The organism is Aliirhizobium wenxiniae, from assembly GCF_019511445.1.
Taxonomy (GTDB): Bacteria; Pseudomonadota; Alphaproteobacteria; order Rhizobiales; family Rhizobiaceae; genus Neorhizobium; species Neorhizobium wenxiniae_A.
The window spans coordinates 1-14914 of record NZ_JAEUAN010000015.1 but is presented as its reverse complement, the minus strand read 5'-3'; the positions used below and the strand labels follow the sequence as shown (position 1 = coordinate 14914).

Here is a 14914-nt window from a genome sequence, read left to right as displayed (position 1 = left end):
GCTAGAAGCTGACACGGATTTTGCATTGTTTCACGTTCGAGGAAATTTTCATGACAACTACCAACGAAATCGCTGACAAGATCGCCGCCGATCACGGCCTGACCAAGGTTCAGGGCAAGGCCATCGTCGAAGCCGTTTTCCAGGCGATCACCGACGCCGCAAGCTCCGGCGCGGAAACGTCCATCCCTGGCTTCGGAAAGTTCAAAGTGAAGGCTTCGCCTGAACGCGAGGGCCGCAATCCGGCAACTGGCGAAGCCATGAAGATCGCCGCTTCCAACAAGCTTACCTTCACGCCAGCCAAGGCGCTGAAGGATGCGCTGAACAAGTGATCACTTACAGGAAGAGCCCCGCCTTGTCGGGCGGGGCATTCCGGATCAGTCCCGGTTTGACCGAGACCAGATGAGGGAGAGGCCTTCCTCGCCCTCGCCCTCGACCTCGATCAGCGTTGCGTAGATCGGAGCGGGGAAGCTCGGGTCGTCGAGCTTGACCGAAAGATAGTCGCGGCCTTCATTCGAGGTTTTCTTCCAAGCTGCGCCGAACTCCGTCGCCCCCGCCAGGATGCGGTAGTCGGGGCCTTTGTCGGACGTGCGCTCGACGGTGCGGATGGTCGCCTTGACGTTGAGGTTGAGGGTCTTGATGGTGCCGGTGAAGCCGTTACCGGAAGCGGTGAAAGAGCCGATGGTTGCCATTGCCGTAATCCTTTTCGGTTGTTCGGGCCGCGTCCATCGCAGCCTCGATGGCAGTCGATAGGACCGGAGACAATCGGCCCGCATCCAAAGGACCGAAACGGAGTGGGGGACGGCCAGGGGGAGGCTTTCTTGGCTATCGCGAGGAATGGGCGCTTCAGCGCACAGGGGAAGAAAACGATCCGGCCGTTGTGGATGCCGATCGAGCCGAGCACCGTGAGGCGGTCTTTGGTCAGACATGCCCCATCGAGACCGCAGTGGACGTGCCAACTTACCAGATCAAGGGATACGGCACTGGCGTCATCTGCACGCCCGAAAAATTGCATGCCGGAGCCGCCCGGCCCCTCCTGACCGAGTGCTAAAGTCAAATACCAAAGCTTGCTGATCGCAGTTCTCCGTCGGGACTGATACTGTTCCAACGGGGCCTGTGAGAGGCTGCTGGACGAACGGGGATTTAGATGAGCTTCGGGAACCTCAAGTTTGGCGCCGCGCATCACACGTTGCAGCAGACTGGATTGAGCGCCGAAGAAGGGGCGCCCAATGGTTTATCGTCCTCGTGGCTTCAACCGCGCAGATCTACCCAGCGGTCAGGGTCGCTTCTCTGTGACCGTCGCAAGCGGGGCAGCTTCGCTTTCAAGTGCGAGGCAAGCACTTGGCCAAGCGTCCTGATCCGTGCTGAGCGCGGTCTGAAGCCAGGCAAGCGTCAGACGCCGCGTAGCCTCCAGTACGTCTGGTGCTTCAGTCTCTGTCTCCTTCGCGTCCAGCGCCGCGATCCCTCCAAGGCCGTGTCCGACGCCGTGCATCATCAGCATCGCCTCGGCTCCTGGCGCGTCATGGAACGCATCCGCATGCCATTCAGGGCCGCGGGTGGTAAAATGCGGATTGTCCATATCACCGCAGACGACGAGGTTGCGTGTCGAGAGCGTCGAGAAATCGACGTCGAAGAACGGAAACCGCGCGGCACTCTCAGCTGTCATGTCCTTGCCGCCGCGGCCCGGTGTTGTCAGAAGAACGCCGGTCGAGATGCGTGGATCGAAAAAATCCTCACCATCCACCTGCGCGCCGAGCAGGAGCCCAACCGTATGGCCGCCGAAGGAATGACCGACCGCGCCGATGCGAGCATGATCCATCCTGCCCGCAACGGCCGGCACCTGTCTCTCGATCTCCGGCAGTTGGTCCAGGATCGCCTTCATCTCCTCGACGCGCTCGCGCCAGAAGAACGGTGCACCGGGTGAATCCGACGGCAGGCCACCGACCCGCGAGCTCGCATGCGTTGGCTGGATGACGACGAACCCTCTCTCCGCCCAAAACTGGACAAGAGGAGCGTAGCCGTCCTTTGACGGGATGTAGTTGGATGGGCCGTAGCCATGCGACAGCAGCAGGATCGGCAGGCTACTTCCCGCAGCGGGCGCGGTGAGACGCAGTTCCAGCGGCTGGCGACCCGGCATCGAAAGACGGATCGGCGTGTAGGCCACGGTGAGAGTGGCATCAGGCGTCGGAATAAGCTTTGCGAGATTGATGAGATTATTCATGGGTCTGGACCTTCAAAGATGGATTTCGGATTGTGATGTTCACGCGAGCAGATGACCCGCTTCGCGGTATGAGGTTTCCGCATCGGCGCCGGCGGGGATCTTCATCGGCGCGTCGATCTCTGTCACAGACCGCCAGACAGCCTCTGCAACCGCATCCGCGGTCGTGACCTCAGTGCCCGAACGCAGCTTCGTCATGTAGTCGTTGACGAAGGCGGCATATGGCTCAGGAATTTCCATGCCCATGCGCGAGACAGCATTCTTGCCGAAGCCGGTCGTCGGCGCCGAGCCAGGCAAAACAAGTTTGGCGCGAATGCCAAACAGTGCCGCTTCGAGCGCAAGGCTCTCCGTGAATGCGTTGAGGGCCGCCTTGCTGGCGCTGTAGACCGAGAGCGCGGGCAAGGGCCTGATTGTGACAGCGGAGCTGACATTAACGATGGCGCCCGAGCGACGGGCCCGCATTTGCGGGAGGAAGGCTTTGGTCATCGCCATCGCGCCGAAGACGTTTGTCTCGAACAGTTCGCGGATTTTCGCCATCTCTGTGCCTTCCAGCACATTGAGCATGCCGACGCCGGCATTGTTGACCAGGGCATCGATCGGGCCGGCGGTTTCGACCGCCTTCGCGATGCTGTCCGCGTTGGTGACGTCCAGCGGCAGGATTTCGAGCCTGTCGTTCGATGGAAGGAGGTCGTTTCGCGGCGTGCGCATGGTTGCGACGACGTCCCACCCGGCGTTCAAGAATTTCTGTGTAATGGCGAGGCCGAAACCGGACGAGCAACCGGTGATGAGGATCTTTGGCATGTTCCGTCTCCTGACATTTAACAGGACTGAAGATGGACCTGATCGTCCGGACCTTCTATATTTACATATCCGAGAATCTTTAGAGGAAGTCCGAAACATGACCGATCCGGTTGCCGAAGTTGTTTCCTTGTTAAAGCCGAGCCCGTCGATCTCGAAGCTGGTCATGGGCGGTGGCCAGTGGCTGGTTGAGCGCACGGAGATTGGAAGCCCTTTCTACTGCGCCGTGGTCGATGGCCGTTGCCTGATGACGATCACCGGTCGTGACCCAATGGTGCTCAATGCGGGTGACTTCGTCCTGGTCCCAAAGATCTTCTCGTTCACGATGAGCAGCATGCAGCCGCCGCCACGCGGCGCCCTTGCACAACGTCTGGAAACCAGCCCCGGTGTGTTTCGCCTGGGCGACCCGGAGGCGCCGACGGAGATCAAGGCACTGGTCGGGCATTGTGCCTTCGGTTCGGATGATAAAGCTCTTCTCGTATCGCTGCTGCCGGAGGTCATCCATGTTCATGGGGAAGAGCGACTGATGACTCTCGTCCGAATGATCAATGAGGAGACGCGAGCTGACCGTGTGGCACGTGAGATGGTTCTTCACCGGCTGCTGGAAGTTCTGTTCATAGATGCATTACGTTCAGCAGCAAGCGCCAAGGCGCCGCCGGGTCTCCTGCGTGGCATGGCCGATCCGCTGCTGGCGCCGACCTTGCGCCGAATACACGCAGACCCGGGTCGCAGCATGACCGTAGAAACGCTTGCCCAGGAGGCTGCGATGTCTCGTTCGACCTTCTTCGATCGTTTTCGCAAGGAAGTCGGTGTCGCGCCGATGGAATACGCGACGGGATGGCGCATGGCGCTGGCAAAAGAGTATCTCCGCGAGGATGTTGCCATGGCCGAAATCGCCGAACGCGTCGGCTATGGATCGACCAGCGCCTTCAGCGTCGCCTTCAATCGGCATGTGGGGATGCCGCCTGGCGCCTATTCGCGCGCAGCTGCTGCTGCAGCTTAGCGCGTCCGATCCTTATCCGCCGATATAGCCGGCCAGCTCTTCAGGCGCTCCCTTGGGAAAAGCCTGCTTCAGGAAATCGAGAAAGGCAGAAACCCGCGCGCTCAGGAGACGCCGCGACGGGTAAAGCGCCCAGAGCGCGATCTCGGAGCCTTCGATGTCGCCGCAATGCTTCAAGGTCCCATTAACGATATCATGGCTCACCAGCGAAATCGGCAAACGTGCGGCCCCGACGCCTGCCCTCACCGCATCCCGAACCATGATGAGGGACGACAGGACGAGGACGGGATCGATCGTGATTTTGGCAGAACCTTCGGAGTTGACGACATTCCAGGTCTCTTTATCTCCCCCTCCCCGGACGACGCCCGGAACTGGCTGACCGCCACTGGGCCGGGCGAGATCCGGACGTGCCACGACAACCAGGCGATCATGCAGAAAAGCTCGACCGATGAGGCTTTCGTCAGGCGCCGGGTTGACGCGGATCACAAGGTCATAGCCCTCCTCGATCATGTCGACGGCGCGATCTTCCGTGGTGATTTCAAGTCTGACATCCGGGTATTTCAGCGCAAAACCCGCGGCGATCTTTCCCATCGCGGTCTGCGACAAGAGGAGTGGCGCACTGATCCGCAATCGGCCGCGGGGCTTTTCAGCACCGGAGGTGATGGCCGCCGCAGTCTCGTCCAGCTCCGTCAGCAAGCGGGCAGTCCGCTCGTAGAGCGAGCGCCCTTCTTCCGTAAGTTTTAGCGTGCGTGCACCGCGCTCGAACAGCCGAAGCTGGAGCGCAGCCTCCAGTTCCGCAACGCGCCGCGACAGCGTTGCCTTCGGCCGCCCGGTGGCGCGCGCCGCTTTGCCAAAACCGCCATGGCGCGCGACGAGGTTGAAGTCGGCAAGAGCGAGCAGGTCCATATTGTTCCACCTGTGGGACAGCGCGTCTAAAATGACCGTCTACCGGGCCAACAGTGAACCATCCATATTCGGGGTGTCAAGCAACAAACCCGGAGACACTCCCATGACAATCCTCGTTACCGGCGCCACAGGCAATATCGGCGCACAAGTCGTCCAGCATCTTGTCAACCACGGCTCCGACGTTCGTGCTTTGGTCCGCGATCCCTCCAAGGCAAACTTCCCAGCCGGTATAGCCGTTGTGAAGGGCGACCTACTGGATGTTGACTCGCTCCGCAGCGCATTCGACGGCGTCTCCACGCTTTTTCTGCTGAACGCAGTCGTACCGGACGAATTCACCCAGGCACTGATCGCCCTCAACGTTGCACGATCGGCTGGCATTGAGCGCATCGTCTACCTGTCGGTGATCCATGCCGACGTCTACGTGAACGTGCCGCATTTCGCCGGCAAGTTCACCGTGGAGCGGATGATCGAACAGATGGGCATGGCCGCCACAATCCTGCGCCCGGCCTACTTCATTCAGAACGATCTAACGATCAAGGATGTCATCACCGGCTATGGCGTCTACCCGATGCCGGTCGGCGACAAGGGCCTTGCCATGATCGACGTGCGCGATATCGCCGAGATCGCTGCCTTGGAACTGCTCCGTCGCGAACAGGCGGCACAACCCCTTCCCCTCAGCCGCATCAATCTGGTCGGTCCCGAAACACTGACCGGAGCGGATATCGCTTCCGTCTGGTCGGACATCCTGGGACGCCCCATCAACTATGGCGGTGGCGATACAGCGGCCTTCGAGCAGAACCTTAAGCAGTTCATGCCCGCCTGGATGGCCTATGACATGCGCATGATGGGTGAGCGGTTCCTGACCGACGGCATGCTGCCTGAAGATGGCGATGTCGAGCGCCTGACGGCCCTGCTCGGCCGCCCGCTTCGCTCCTATCGCGCCTTCGCTTTGGAAACCGCGGCCTCTGCCTGAGGCAGGCCGTCCCACATATCAAAACAAGGACCATCGTCATGATCTATTCGACCGCAACCGTACCCGTAAATCCTGAAGCCGAAACCACGCTCACCCGAGAGCAAGTCTGGAAAGGCCTTGAACTGAAAGCGCGCGACGCGCGCCTGTTTCTGCCGCAAGGCCTCTGCACCCGCTGCGACGTCGCCGAGGAAAGTGCGACCCATTTCGTTCGGGAAGCCACGATCGCGGGCTGTGACATCAGGGAGATCATCACCCTGGAGCCGCAGAGCAAGGTCACGTTCTTTCAGGCCACTGGTCCGCGCGAGGGCGCCATCATCAATGAACTCTTCGAGGATGAAGTCGGGGCGCTGCAGCTAAAATTCTACTGCTACCTCGGGCTGCGCGGCAAGGAAGCTGGCGGACCTGAAGAGCAGGCGGAACAGTCGCAGTTCGACAGCGACAGGGGGTACAGATCGGCCCTGCTGTCGACGCTCAAGCGGACCCGCGAACTCTTGGCAGATGGAAAGCTCTGAATTCCACCATGATCGAAATCAATGAGGCGGCCTCGTGAGAGGCGCCCTGCCTATCACGAGGACCACTTCCATGCTCACCTCTCCGACAAAAATTCAGCCAACCAGCCTCCCAAAGATCCTGATCCTCGGAGCCACCGGCCCGACCGGTCGCCATATCGTCAGCCAGGCCGTTGCTCGCGGCTATGATGTCACCGCACTCGTTCGCTCGCCGGACAAAGCCGCCGACCTGATTGGAGCGAGGATCATTGTCGGCGATGCCCGCGATGAAGTGGCACTGCGTCGGGCAGTAAAAGGCCGCGACACTGTAATCAGTGCCCTCGGCACACCCGCCAGTCCGTTTCGCGACGTTACGCTCCTTTCCACTGTGACTCGAGCGCTCATCAGCGCGATGAAGGCGGAGGGGGTGGGGCGCCTCGTTGCCATAACGGGTATTGGCGCTGGCGACAGCGCCGGCCATGGTGGTTTCCTGTTCGACAATCTGATCTTCCCGCTCCTTCTGCGCAAAGTATACGCCGACAAGAACCGGCAAGAATTGATCATCAAGGAAAGCGCCCTCGACTGGACGATCGTCCGACCTTCGATCCTGAACAGCAAAGCCGGCGGCAAAACTGTTCGTGCGCTGACCAACCTCGACACATTCCACGGCGGTTCGATCTCGCGAGCAGACGTTGCGACTTTTGTGCTCGATCAGGTTACGTCAGATCGATGGCTGCATAACACACCGCTCATCTCCTGGTAGCCTTCGCAAGGCAGTATGAGAATGCTGCGAACATGGCGGTGGCACTGAAGCCGGCTTCGCCTGATCGACAATGACAATGAGGACTTCCTGGGGCATCCTGATCACCATCGAGAGTGCAGGCGGAGAGGCGGCGCTCACTCGCGCCGTTCCCATTCGGTCTCAATGTTGAATTCGACATTGGCGGAGAAGGGGATTTTGATGGCGATCTTCAAACCGAGCTTGCCCTTGCGGAAGAAGTGACTGACGACCTTGCCAAGGGTGCGAAGACGGCGGCCGGTGGCGCTGAGGAATTTTGCGAGCTGTTGCATCATGGATCTCCTGTTGATTGCGTTTCATTGCGGGGATGAAAAGCGAATCGAAAAGGAGAGCCGCACCCATAGGGTCGACGCGGGGCGGAGGACCTGAGGGCGACTGAATGTTGCTGCGCGAGGAGCGTTAAGCGGGGAAAATTCTGGCGTCAGCAGGTTGCAGCCTGACGCCCTGGGACGCACCATCCCTGACGTGTGAATGAAATCGGATCAACAAGAGATCTGCGACAGCATGTGATGCCGACGCAGTTGGACATCGCCTTTAGAACGGTGGCTCGGCCTCGGCGCGGCCATCCAGCTCGGCAATCGCCAGCGTTAGTTCGGCCTGTGCGAGATCGAGCTCGGCCTCGATTTGGGCGCGCTCGCAAGGGACTACTGCATTGCGCAATTCGGCACGTTATCCTGACAGTCAAATGGAAAATGCGTCTAGGTTGTGGGATGGGGTGATATTGCGGGTTGCAGAATCCTTCTGCGCTTTGAATAAAGCCCTTATAGCGCCTGAGTATTCAGCGCCGAGGGAAAAGCGCATGAAGAACTTATTTGTCGTGACACACGCCCAATCGCTTCACCACATCGAAAAGAAAGTCGGTGGATGGTACGACACTGGCCTTACGCAGCAAGGTTATAGGGACGCAAATGCTATCGCGGACCGGCTCAGTTCCGTTGTTACAGATGGTCCGGTCGAAATATTTAGCTCAGATCTCTTACGCGCCTCGCAAACTGCTGACGTAATTGGCGAACGTCTGAAAAGACCGATTCATACTGATTCTGATTTGCGCGAAATAAGCTACGGGTGTGCTGAAGGTATGCCACAGGAGTGGCTTGATGCTCGCCAGGTGCCAGCGCCTGATGACAGTCGCCTGGACCATCGCGGTGGCATTGAGAATGGCGAGACACGCAGAGAGGTCGCGGAGCGCGTCTATCGTGCCGTCGATGCTATTGTGTCGAGACCATGCGAAACGCAGATTATCGTTACACATGGCTTCGCACTGACTTTCGTTATAGCGGCATGGATCAAGATGCCTGTTGATGCGGTCGCGTACGTCAGCTTTCCCGCTCGATCTGGAAGCATCACACATTTGAAACAAGACGATTACTGGCGAAGCCGCGCTGTTGTTTTATTAGCGGATTGCTCGCATCTTCAGGAGACAGCTAAACATGCCTGATATCCCGGTTCGTTGTTTTGCCGTCTCGGTTGTCGTTCTTCGTGTCGTCAACGAGCAAACGCAAGTCTTGCTACTTCGTCGAAACCACACTTTGATTGGGGAGTGGTGTCAGATAGCTGGCGGCATAGAGAGTGGCGAAAAGGCTTGGGAGGCAGCCCTCAGGGAAGTGAGGGAAGAGACGGGCTTGGCCTGCGACAGCCTCTATTCGGCTGATATCTGTGAGCAATTCTATGAAGCTGACCGCGACGCCATAAGTATGCTGCCGGTTTTTGTTGGGTTCGTGAACGGCGAAACGCCCGTTGTTCTCAACGAGGAGCATAGCGAATTTTGCTGGGTGCCATTTGAAACCGCGATCAACCTGGTGCCATTCGCAGGGCAGCGCCATGTTCTGAGACATGTCAAAGCCGAATTCGCTGAAAAACAGCCTCTTCGGCATCTTCTTATTGAGATGTCGCCGCCGCTCCGCCGTACGACGTCATAACAAAGAAATATCGCCGACCTCATTCGAGGTCAGCGAGATAGAGCGCGATGTCGCGAGCAAACTGCTCATCCTCAGCTTGCGCCTGAGCGACAAGGGCGGCAAGTTCGGCTTGTGCTGCAGCACGCTCGGTTTTGGTGAAATAGCAGCTCCGAAGCTCCGCACGCAATTCGTTGATTTGATCGAGAGTGGTCATGTTGATCGTCTCCTTTTGATGACGTCAACGGGGCGACGTGCGCACGAAGCCCGGGTCAAGGAGCGCGAAGCGACCGCCAAAGGCGGCGAGTGGGGTGCCGGTTTTGTCGGAGCGCAGTGAAACGGAGCGGAGGCAAAATCGGGGGCCCACACTCGTCCTTGAGGCGGGCTGAGTAGCCGTAAAGTAGGACGGCAGAAAGAAGAGAACCCGCGGCCCCGACCAGGGGTCGCGACCGTATTCCTAAAGAGCTATCCTCTGGTGACGTCGATATCGGACAGAACCTTCTCGATCCTCTGAAGATCTTGCTCCACGGCCAGGCGCTGAAGCTCGGACAATCGCTTCTCCTTCAGCACGCTCCTGGCATTCTCCGCCGCACCCGCCCATGCAGGGCGGTGGCGCGCTGTTATGCAGGCGTTAGGGCATCGCGACGGCTGGCACAGTGAGATCACCGGAGCAGACCTGTCGCCGGCGGCATGGCGAAGACAGACGGCGGTCGCAGGATCAAAAAAACAGTCGGCCAACACGCCGACATGGAGGGTGCGTGCCGTGTCGGCCAGCATGACACGTAGGCGACCGCGATCAGCGATCATGCCGGGAAGCGGTTGCAACTCGTTGGCGGCGCCATCGAGCGACTTGGCTATCCGGACCGCGGCTGGGCCGGATAGCCCGGAACCCAGCTGCCTGTCATCGAAATAGGCGAGAATGTCATCCATCTGTCCGAGGCGCCGTTCAGTCTCGACCTCTGCCAGAAATCCTGATCTGCTGGAGCCCGCATAGCCTTCAAACGTCGCGACTGAGACGTGCTTGTATTGGATCATTCCTGCGATCGTTCCGAACGGTCTGTTGGCAATGTGCCAGGCAATTGTTCGACGAAACTGACGCGTCGTCAGTTGCCAAGGTCGGCCATCGGGTCTTGGTGGTATGATCGGCTCGGCCTCAGTTCCAAACCGCTCGTTCAGATAATCGCGAAACTGATTCAGTTTGGTGACGACGTCCGTTGCAAGTACCTGCTTGCGAGCGTGTGCGAGAGACAGGACTGGCCAAAGCGTCTCGGTACCTCGCTGTTGTACAGAGCGGACGTTAAGCTGTTCAAGGACTGAAATTGCCGTCGCTACGGGTGTGATGGTGATCCACTCCGCCTCTTCGCCACGCGCTTCCTTGCCTTTGTAGGCGACGGACTTCACCCTGTGCCTGTCAATCAGCCCGTCCTCGCTACGGGTGATCGAGAGACAACCGGGACGCATCGCCTGGACTTCACTATCGCGCATGCCGGTCAGATAGGCGCAGACGACATAGCAGGCAGCTTGCAGCATGCGTTCTTCTATTGCCAACGCCCGCGCGTCAAAACGGACACGCCAGGGACGACCGGTATCAGGATCGACCGAAATCGGCGTATCCATTCCGCCGATCTCGGTCCCCAGTTCGCCGGTCGCAGCTTCGACCGCTCGTCGCATCTCGTTATTGGGTTGACCGCCGGCAAATCGTTGAAGATTGGGATCGGCGCCGACATGCAGATAGATCAATTGCCAGTTCAACGGTGGCTCGAATCCGGAGAATGATGCTGCGCCGCCGATCCTGACAGGCCAGGCTGGAATGCCGCGGCCCTGCCGACGGCATTCATCGAGATATGCATGCAAGCGAGCCTGGCGGCGCGCCCGTCGTTCGTTGCGAGGGGCGAGAGCATCTTCAGCAGTGAGCGCCTTGTAGTGCTGTTCGAGTGCCAGCACTTCCCTGCGCGCGGCGAGAATGTCGGGCGCGAATACAGTCACATATTTGAGCGACCATGCGAGCAACGGTTTGATGATCGCTTCCGGGATCCGCGGCGTACGGTTCTCCTCCGTCCTAAATCGATACCCGGCGACCTGGGCGGGCTTGCGCCCATGCCAGGGCTCTAAGGTGAGCTTCGCCACGGTGAGGTGATTGCGGAATAAGTACAGGTCAAACACAATGCCTAATAATTGCATGACGATGATCGGCCGCCGTCCCTGACGAAGAAACCTGGCGAAATCGTCAAGCAGGACCTGATCGACGCGGCAGAGGTCGAAGACACCATGGGCCGCCTTGACGAAATCGAAGAAGCTGCGCGCGGAACGAAAAAGGCGGCGGACATTCACCGGTGTCGCTCGCATCCTGTATCCCGGCAGATCAATGTTCAGGCGAACATACAGATAATCTCGAAGAGCCTCGCCAATCTGCGGGTCATCGACAACGCTAAAATCCACGGTGGCGTCTGAGCTTCGCACGTTCTCTCGAAAAACCGCAGGGTTCAAGTCCCATCTGTCGTCGCCATAGCGCGACAGGCTCGACCGCTCGAAACCGGGGCGCAAAGCTGCGGTGGCCAGCACGGGGCGGCTGTCTAAATCCGTAGTGACGACGGGAAGGTTGGCGATAGCCTTCACTGTAACGCCTCCGGCGGCATGTAGTTGGAGACCGGTTCGCTGGCGAGCATACGACGTGTCTCCTCGATGGTCGCCGCACCGAAGGCAGGCAGGATCTGCATGGTGATGCGGGCGTGCGCGGTTGCGAACTTCGCCGCCCAATGGCTGGCGGAAAGCGAGAGGCGCTGGTCTTCAATGAAAGCGAGAAACGACAGGATGGCGGGGAGCTTGCGAGCGGTGATGACAGCGTTCGGACATTCAAGACAACCCCAGAAGGGTTGGGAACAGGGCGAGCCGGGATCGGCATAGGGGCTGGAAAAGAACCCGCCGCAGCTTGCCAGCCAGATATCCTGCTTTCCGTCGAGAAGTGAGATCGGATCGCATCCCGCTGGAGCGGCCTCTGAAGCGGTCACCGGATCATTCCGCCAGCTCTCCTCCTCCTCTGGTGTCAATACGGTGGACGAGAAAGCCGATTTGACTGCCTCGGTGAAAGCATCAGCGATCGCCGCCTCGTGCAGAGGGCGGAGTGCGGGAACATCGGCATAGTGCCGAGCGGCCACCTCCTTCGTGTGACCGACGGCAAAACGCGTCATGTGTCCCTCGGTCTTTAAATACCAGAGTGCCTTGTGCGTCTTGCGGAGCCGCGAAAATGTAAGATGGAGCGGCGGGCCATCATCATCACGAATATTGTGCTGTGCCGTCCATGCATCGATGCGATGCTGGGGATAGTTTATCCCGGATATTAGCCCGCCGAACCCATAGTACACCCAAAGACAGTCGGTCCGCCGATGTCTGCGAGCGGCCGCGGTCCAGGCAATCACGTGACGGATAAGTCCTCCTGGCGTTCGCGGACCTCCGTCGCCGACGCGAAGTGTCTTATGCTCAGCGCCACGGGCCCGTCGTTTGATATAAGCAATCTCGACCGTCCCGTTTGCAGGGTTTCTAAGGCAATCAACGGTCAAGGTCTTGCAGCACTCGGGCTCCAGACCGGTCTCAAGCGCCAGAAATACCATTAGTGGGATGACGTCGTGAGACGTCAAATAATGTTGTTCGTGAAGCTGACGAGACAGGTTCTCCGACGAGAGACCTCGAACTCTTCGCGCGTGCTGGAGAGCCTTATATCTGCGATCAGTATAGCGGAAAATTCCCTCGGCCTCGATCTGAGCATGCATCTCTTTCTCCATGGTCTGGAGATCGCTGTGCGCGCTTATTGGATGAGGATCGCGAAAGCGTTGGAGAAGCCTCATGATATCCGCCCGAGCGGCATCCCGAAGCTGCCGTGCAATGTAAGGACTGTATGCATCGCGGGGAGTTGCTGGGGGTATCGGCCTCAGCGTCGTATAGCTGAGCCGATCGCGGAGCGGCTCGGAAAATGCGACAATCCCCTCAGACGTTACCTCCCGCAACGTCACGATGATCTTGTTCAAAATAAATAGCAGATGGATGTTCGACTTTCCCTTTGCCGCAAACCAGGCTTCAAATCCGTCGATATGACGCGCCTGAAGGAGTTCTGGAGCATCAGGCACATCTTCAGCCTCGGTCATATACGCGAAAAACAGCGGCAGGATGCGGACATAGACAACCACAGTCGATCTGACGGACAGGGGCCCACCGAGACCAGCAAGTCGCCGTAGCGCACGCGCGAATGCAAGGGCCAGCCAGCGCGGCTTCAGATGAGTGTAGTCAAGCGGAACCTCGCCACCATCCTGCGTCTGGATGCTAAATCGTAGACCTGACACCACGTCTGCCGACACCTGTGGCGGGGCTACGAGTTCGCGAGTGAATGCGACAGGCCGGCCCCTGCGAGGTCGAGTGTTCATAAGCGACCTCCGCTTGGCAGCAGCGCGAGCAGTTCCGCGACGGCGGTATCGACGGTGTCCGCGCGCGTAGCTATATGGTCAAGGTATAAGGAAGTGGTCTCGAGGCTGGCATGTCCAAGGAGCCGCTGCACCTGCTGGAGGGGATCTCCGAGGATTCTGCGATAGCCTTCCGCCGATCCGGCCGAACTCGTCGACGGTCCGCCTTCGAGCTGGCGCTGAATCAGCATTGCGAGCATATGGACTGCGAAGGTATGCCGGAGTTGATGTGGACTGATGTCGATCGGAAATCTATTCGCCTGACAGCGCTGGCAGGCCCGGGCGAATGCGACTTCCCAGGAATTAGGGCGCACCGGCTGACCGACCTCCGTCAACCACAAGACCGCTGGTTCGATTGGCGAATTATCCGCCTCACAGATGACCAAACGCTCTCGTTCTTCCGGCGAGAACACTTCCAGCGGAACAACTCGCCCATCGGCTAGTAAAAGATTCCTTGACCCGACGGTCGGTCGACGCACGTGGATTGGACGTTCTACAAGGCTCCAGCCTTGGCGGGCTTTGAACTTCGTGACTGCGTGGGCGCGTTCAACGCGAATGTAGGCTCGGAGCCGCTGAAGCAGACCATCTGGAATAAGAATTGCCCGTCCGCGCTCACCTTTGGTGAGGCCTGCTGGCAAATTAAGCCACGCCTGGCGACGAGACCCATTCGCCGCAGGCAAAGCGTCAAACTCGAACGCCAAGAGAAACGAGGCCTCTTCGAGCCTCAAGCCGGTCACCACCAACATCTCCGCGAACAGCGCGTTGCGAAGTCCATTCCTGTCGCGCGCTCCCGGGCGCTCACTTCCATCCGCGGTCAGGCCGCGTAGCCCCACATCACGGAACTGCCGAAAATCCTCAAGCGTAACGAAACGGATGGTTGTTTGATTAGCAGGCCGTTCGAATGCATCGTCGCGCGCGACTATCTTGCCCTGGCCCCGCCTCCGATTACGGCGCCAGATCTCTCGATGCGAAAAGGGACTGGAGCGCAGAAGTCCCTCGCGCACTCCCCACTCATACAGCTTGTCGATTGCCGCAATCGATCTGTTCCACGACGCCGCCGAGATCCGGCTTCCAGGCTCGCTCCTTCTGCGAATGCGATGGAAGGCTTCGACATCGGTGCGAGCAGCTTCCCAGACAGGCTTGTCACAGACCTCGGTGAGGAAGCGCAACCACACCATGATGTCGTAGCCATAGGCCCGAAGAGAATGACGGGAGCGAACTCCGTTGAGCGGCAGGTCGAGAAAAAAGCGATCAACGTCGGCGTCGTACAGTTCACCGCCGCGTAAAATACGCGGCACATAGGCATCGAGGCCATCGGCAGCCCGCCGCTCTTCGAGCGTGACCTTGGTTGAAGTGTCAAAAATATCCACAGCTTGTTCAACCCTCCCC

The 14914-nt window shown here is 59.2% G+C and carries 17 protein-coding genes; 7 read left to right on the top strand and 10 right to left on the bottom strand.

What is annotated here, in order from left to right; translation table 11 throughout:
- Window positions 1-50 precede the first annotated feature (50 nt).
- The gene (locus JNB91_RS18275) at window positions 51-329 is read left to right on the top strand and encodes an HU family DNA-binding protein (protein ID WP_220326944.1); all 279 of its coding nucleotides are present in this window, start codon (window positions 51-53) and stop codon (window positions 327-329) included.
- A gap of 45 nt (window positions 330-374) precedes the next feature.
- Here JNB91_RS18275 and JNB91_RS18270 read toward each other — a convergent pair whose 3' ends face one another.
- From JNB91_RS18270 to JNB91_RS18260, 3 genes are all read right to left on the bottom strand, one after another.
- Window positions 375-689: a DUF736 domain-containing protein gene (locus tag JNB91_RS18270; RefSeq protein ID WP_220326943.1), complete on the bottom strand. Its 315-nt coding sequence runs from the start codon at window positions 687-689 to the stop codon at window positions 375-377.
- A 584-nt stretch (window positions 690-1273) separates the two neighbouring features.
- Entirely contained in the window at window positions 1274-2218 is a 945-nt protein-coding gene (locus JNB91_RS18265) for an alpha/beta hydrolase family protein (protein WP_220326942.1), read from the bottom strand.
- Between the two features lie 39 nt (window positions 2219-2257).
- Window positions 2258-3016, bottom strand: coding sequence for an SDR family oxidoreductase (locus JNB91_RS18260; RefSeq protein WP_220326941.1), 759 nt, complete (start codon window positions 3014-3016; stop codon window positions 2258-2260).
- 97 nt (window positions 3017-3113) lie between these two features.
- On the opposite strand from JNB91_RS18260, the gene JNB91_RS18255 reads away from it, so the two are divergent.
- The gene (locus JNB91_RS18255) at window positions 3114-4016 is read left to right on the top strand and encodes an AraC family transcriptional regulator (protein ID WP_220326940.1); all 903 of its coding nucleotides are present in this window, start codon (window positions 3114-3116) and stop codon (window positions 4014-4016) included.
- A 12-nt stretch (window positions 4017-4028) separates the two neighbouring features.
- Here the strand turns inward: JNB91_RS18255 and JNB91_RS18250 are convergent, their stop codons facing one another.
- Window positions 4029-4919: a LysR family transcriptional regulator gene (locus JNB91_RS18250; RefSeq protein ID WP_220326939.1), complete on the bottom strand. Its 891-nt coding sequence runs from the start codon at window positions 4917-4919 to the stop codon at window positions 4029-4031.
- 103 nt (window positions 4920-5022) lie between these two features.
- Here JNB91_RS18250 and JNB91_RS18245 point away from each other — a divergent pair, with 103 nt between their 5' ends.
- From JNB91_RS18245 to JNB91_RS18235, 3 genes are all read left to right on the top strand, one after another.
- Entirely contained in the window at window positions 5023-5892 is an 870-nt protein-coding gene (locus JNB91_RS18245; protein ID WP_220326938.1) for an NmrA/HSCARG family protein, read from the top strand.
- A gap of 38 nt (window positions 5893-5930) precedes the next feature.
- Window positions 5931-6404 (top strand): AtaL-like protein, encoded by a 474-nt coding sequence (locus JNB91_RS18240; protein WP_220326937.1) that lies wholly within the window; start codon window positions 5931-5933, stop codon window positions 6402-6404.
- Window positions 6405-6474: 70 nt separating this feature from the next.
- Entirely contained in the window at window positions 6475-7143 is a 669-nt protein-coding gene (locus JNB91_RS18235) for an NAD(P)-dependent oxidoreductase (RefSeq protein WP_220326936.1), read from the top strand.
- Between the two features lie 134 nt (window positions 7144-7277).
- On the opposite strand, the gene JNB91_RS18230 is transcribed toward JNB91_RS18235, so the two are convergent.
- Complete coding sequence (locus tag JNB91_RS18230; protein WP_220326935.1) at window positions 7278-7451, bottom strand: hypothetical protein; 174 nt, start codon at window positions 7449-7451, stop codon at window positions 7278-7280.
- 262 nt (window positions 7452-7713) lie between these two features.
- The gene (locus JNB91_RS31190) at window positions 7714-7839 is read right to left on the bottom strand and encodes a hypothetical protein (protein ID WP_262928015.1); all 126 of its coding nucleotides are present in this window, start codon (window positions 7837-7839) and stop codon (window positions 7714-7716) included.
- Window positions 7840-7864: 25 nt separating this feature from the next.
- Between JNB91_RS31190 and JNB91_RS18225 the strand changes: the two genes are divergently transcribed.
- Together JNB91_RS18225 and JNB91_RS18220 are read left to right on the top strand one after the other, a co-directional pair.
- Entirely contained in the window at window positions 7865-8617 is a 753-nt protein-coding gene (locus JNB91_RS18225) for a histidine phosphatase family protein (protein ID WP_223218260.1), read from the top strand.
- Window positions 8610-9098, top strand: coding sequence for an NUDIX hydrolase (locus JNB91_RS18220; protein ID WP_220326934.1), 489 nt, complete (start codon window positions 8610-8612; stop codon window positions 9096-9098). The genes JNB91_RS18225 and JNB91_RS18220 overlap by 8 nt, the downstream gene beginning before the upstream one ends.
- Before the next feature lie 19 nt (window positions 9099-9117).
- Here the strand turns inward: JNB91_RS18220 and JNB91_RS18215 are convergent, their stop codons facing one another.
- The 4 genes from JNB91_RS18215 to JNB91_RS18200 all read right to left on the bottom strand — a co-directional run.
- Window positions 9118-9291 carry a hypothetical protein gene (locus JNB91_RS18215; RefSeq protein WP_220326933.1) on the bottom strand — a complete coding sequence of 58 codons (174 nt, stop codon included), beginning with the start codon at window positions 9289-9291 and terminating at the stop codon, window positions 9118-9120.
- Window positions 9292-9539: 248 nt separating this feature from the next.
- Window positions 9540-11690: an integrase gene (locus tag JNB91_RS18210; RefSeq protein ID WP_220326932.1), complete on the bottom strand. Its 2151-nt coding sequence runs from the start codon at window positions 11688-11690 to the stop codon at window positions 9540-9542.
- Window positions 11687-13423, bottom strand: coding sequence for a hypothetical protein (locus tag JNB91_RS18205; RefSeq protein ID WP_346269363.1), 1737 nt, complete (start codon window positions 13421-13423; stop codon window positions 11687-11689). Before JNB91_RS18205 ends, JNB91_RS18210 begins: the two co-directional genes overlap by 4 nt.
- Before the next feature lie 62 nt (window positions 13424-13485).
- Window positions 13486-14914: tyrosine-type recombinase/integrase (locus JNB91_RS18200; RefSeq protein WP_223218259.1), on the bottom strand; the 1429-nt coding region annotated here is incomplete at its 5' end.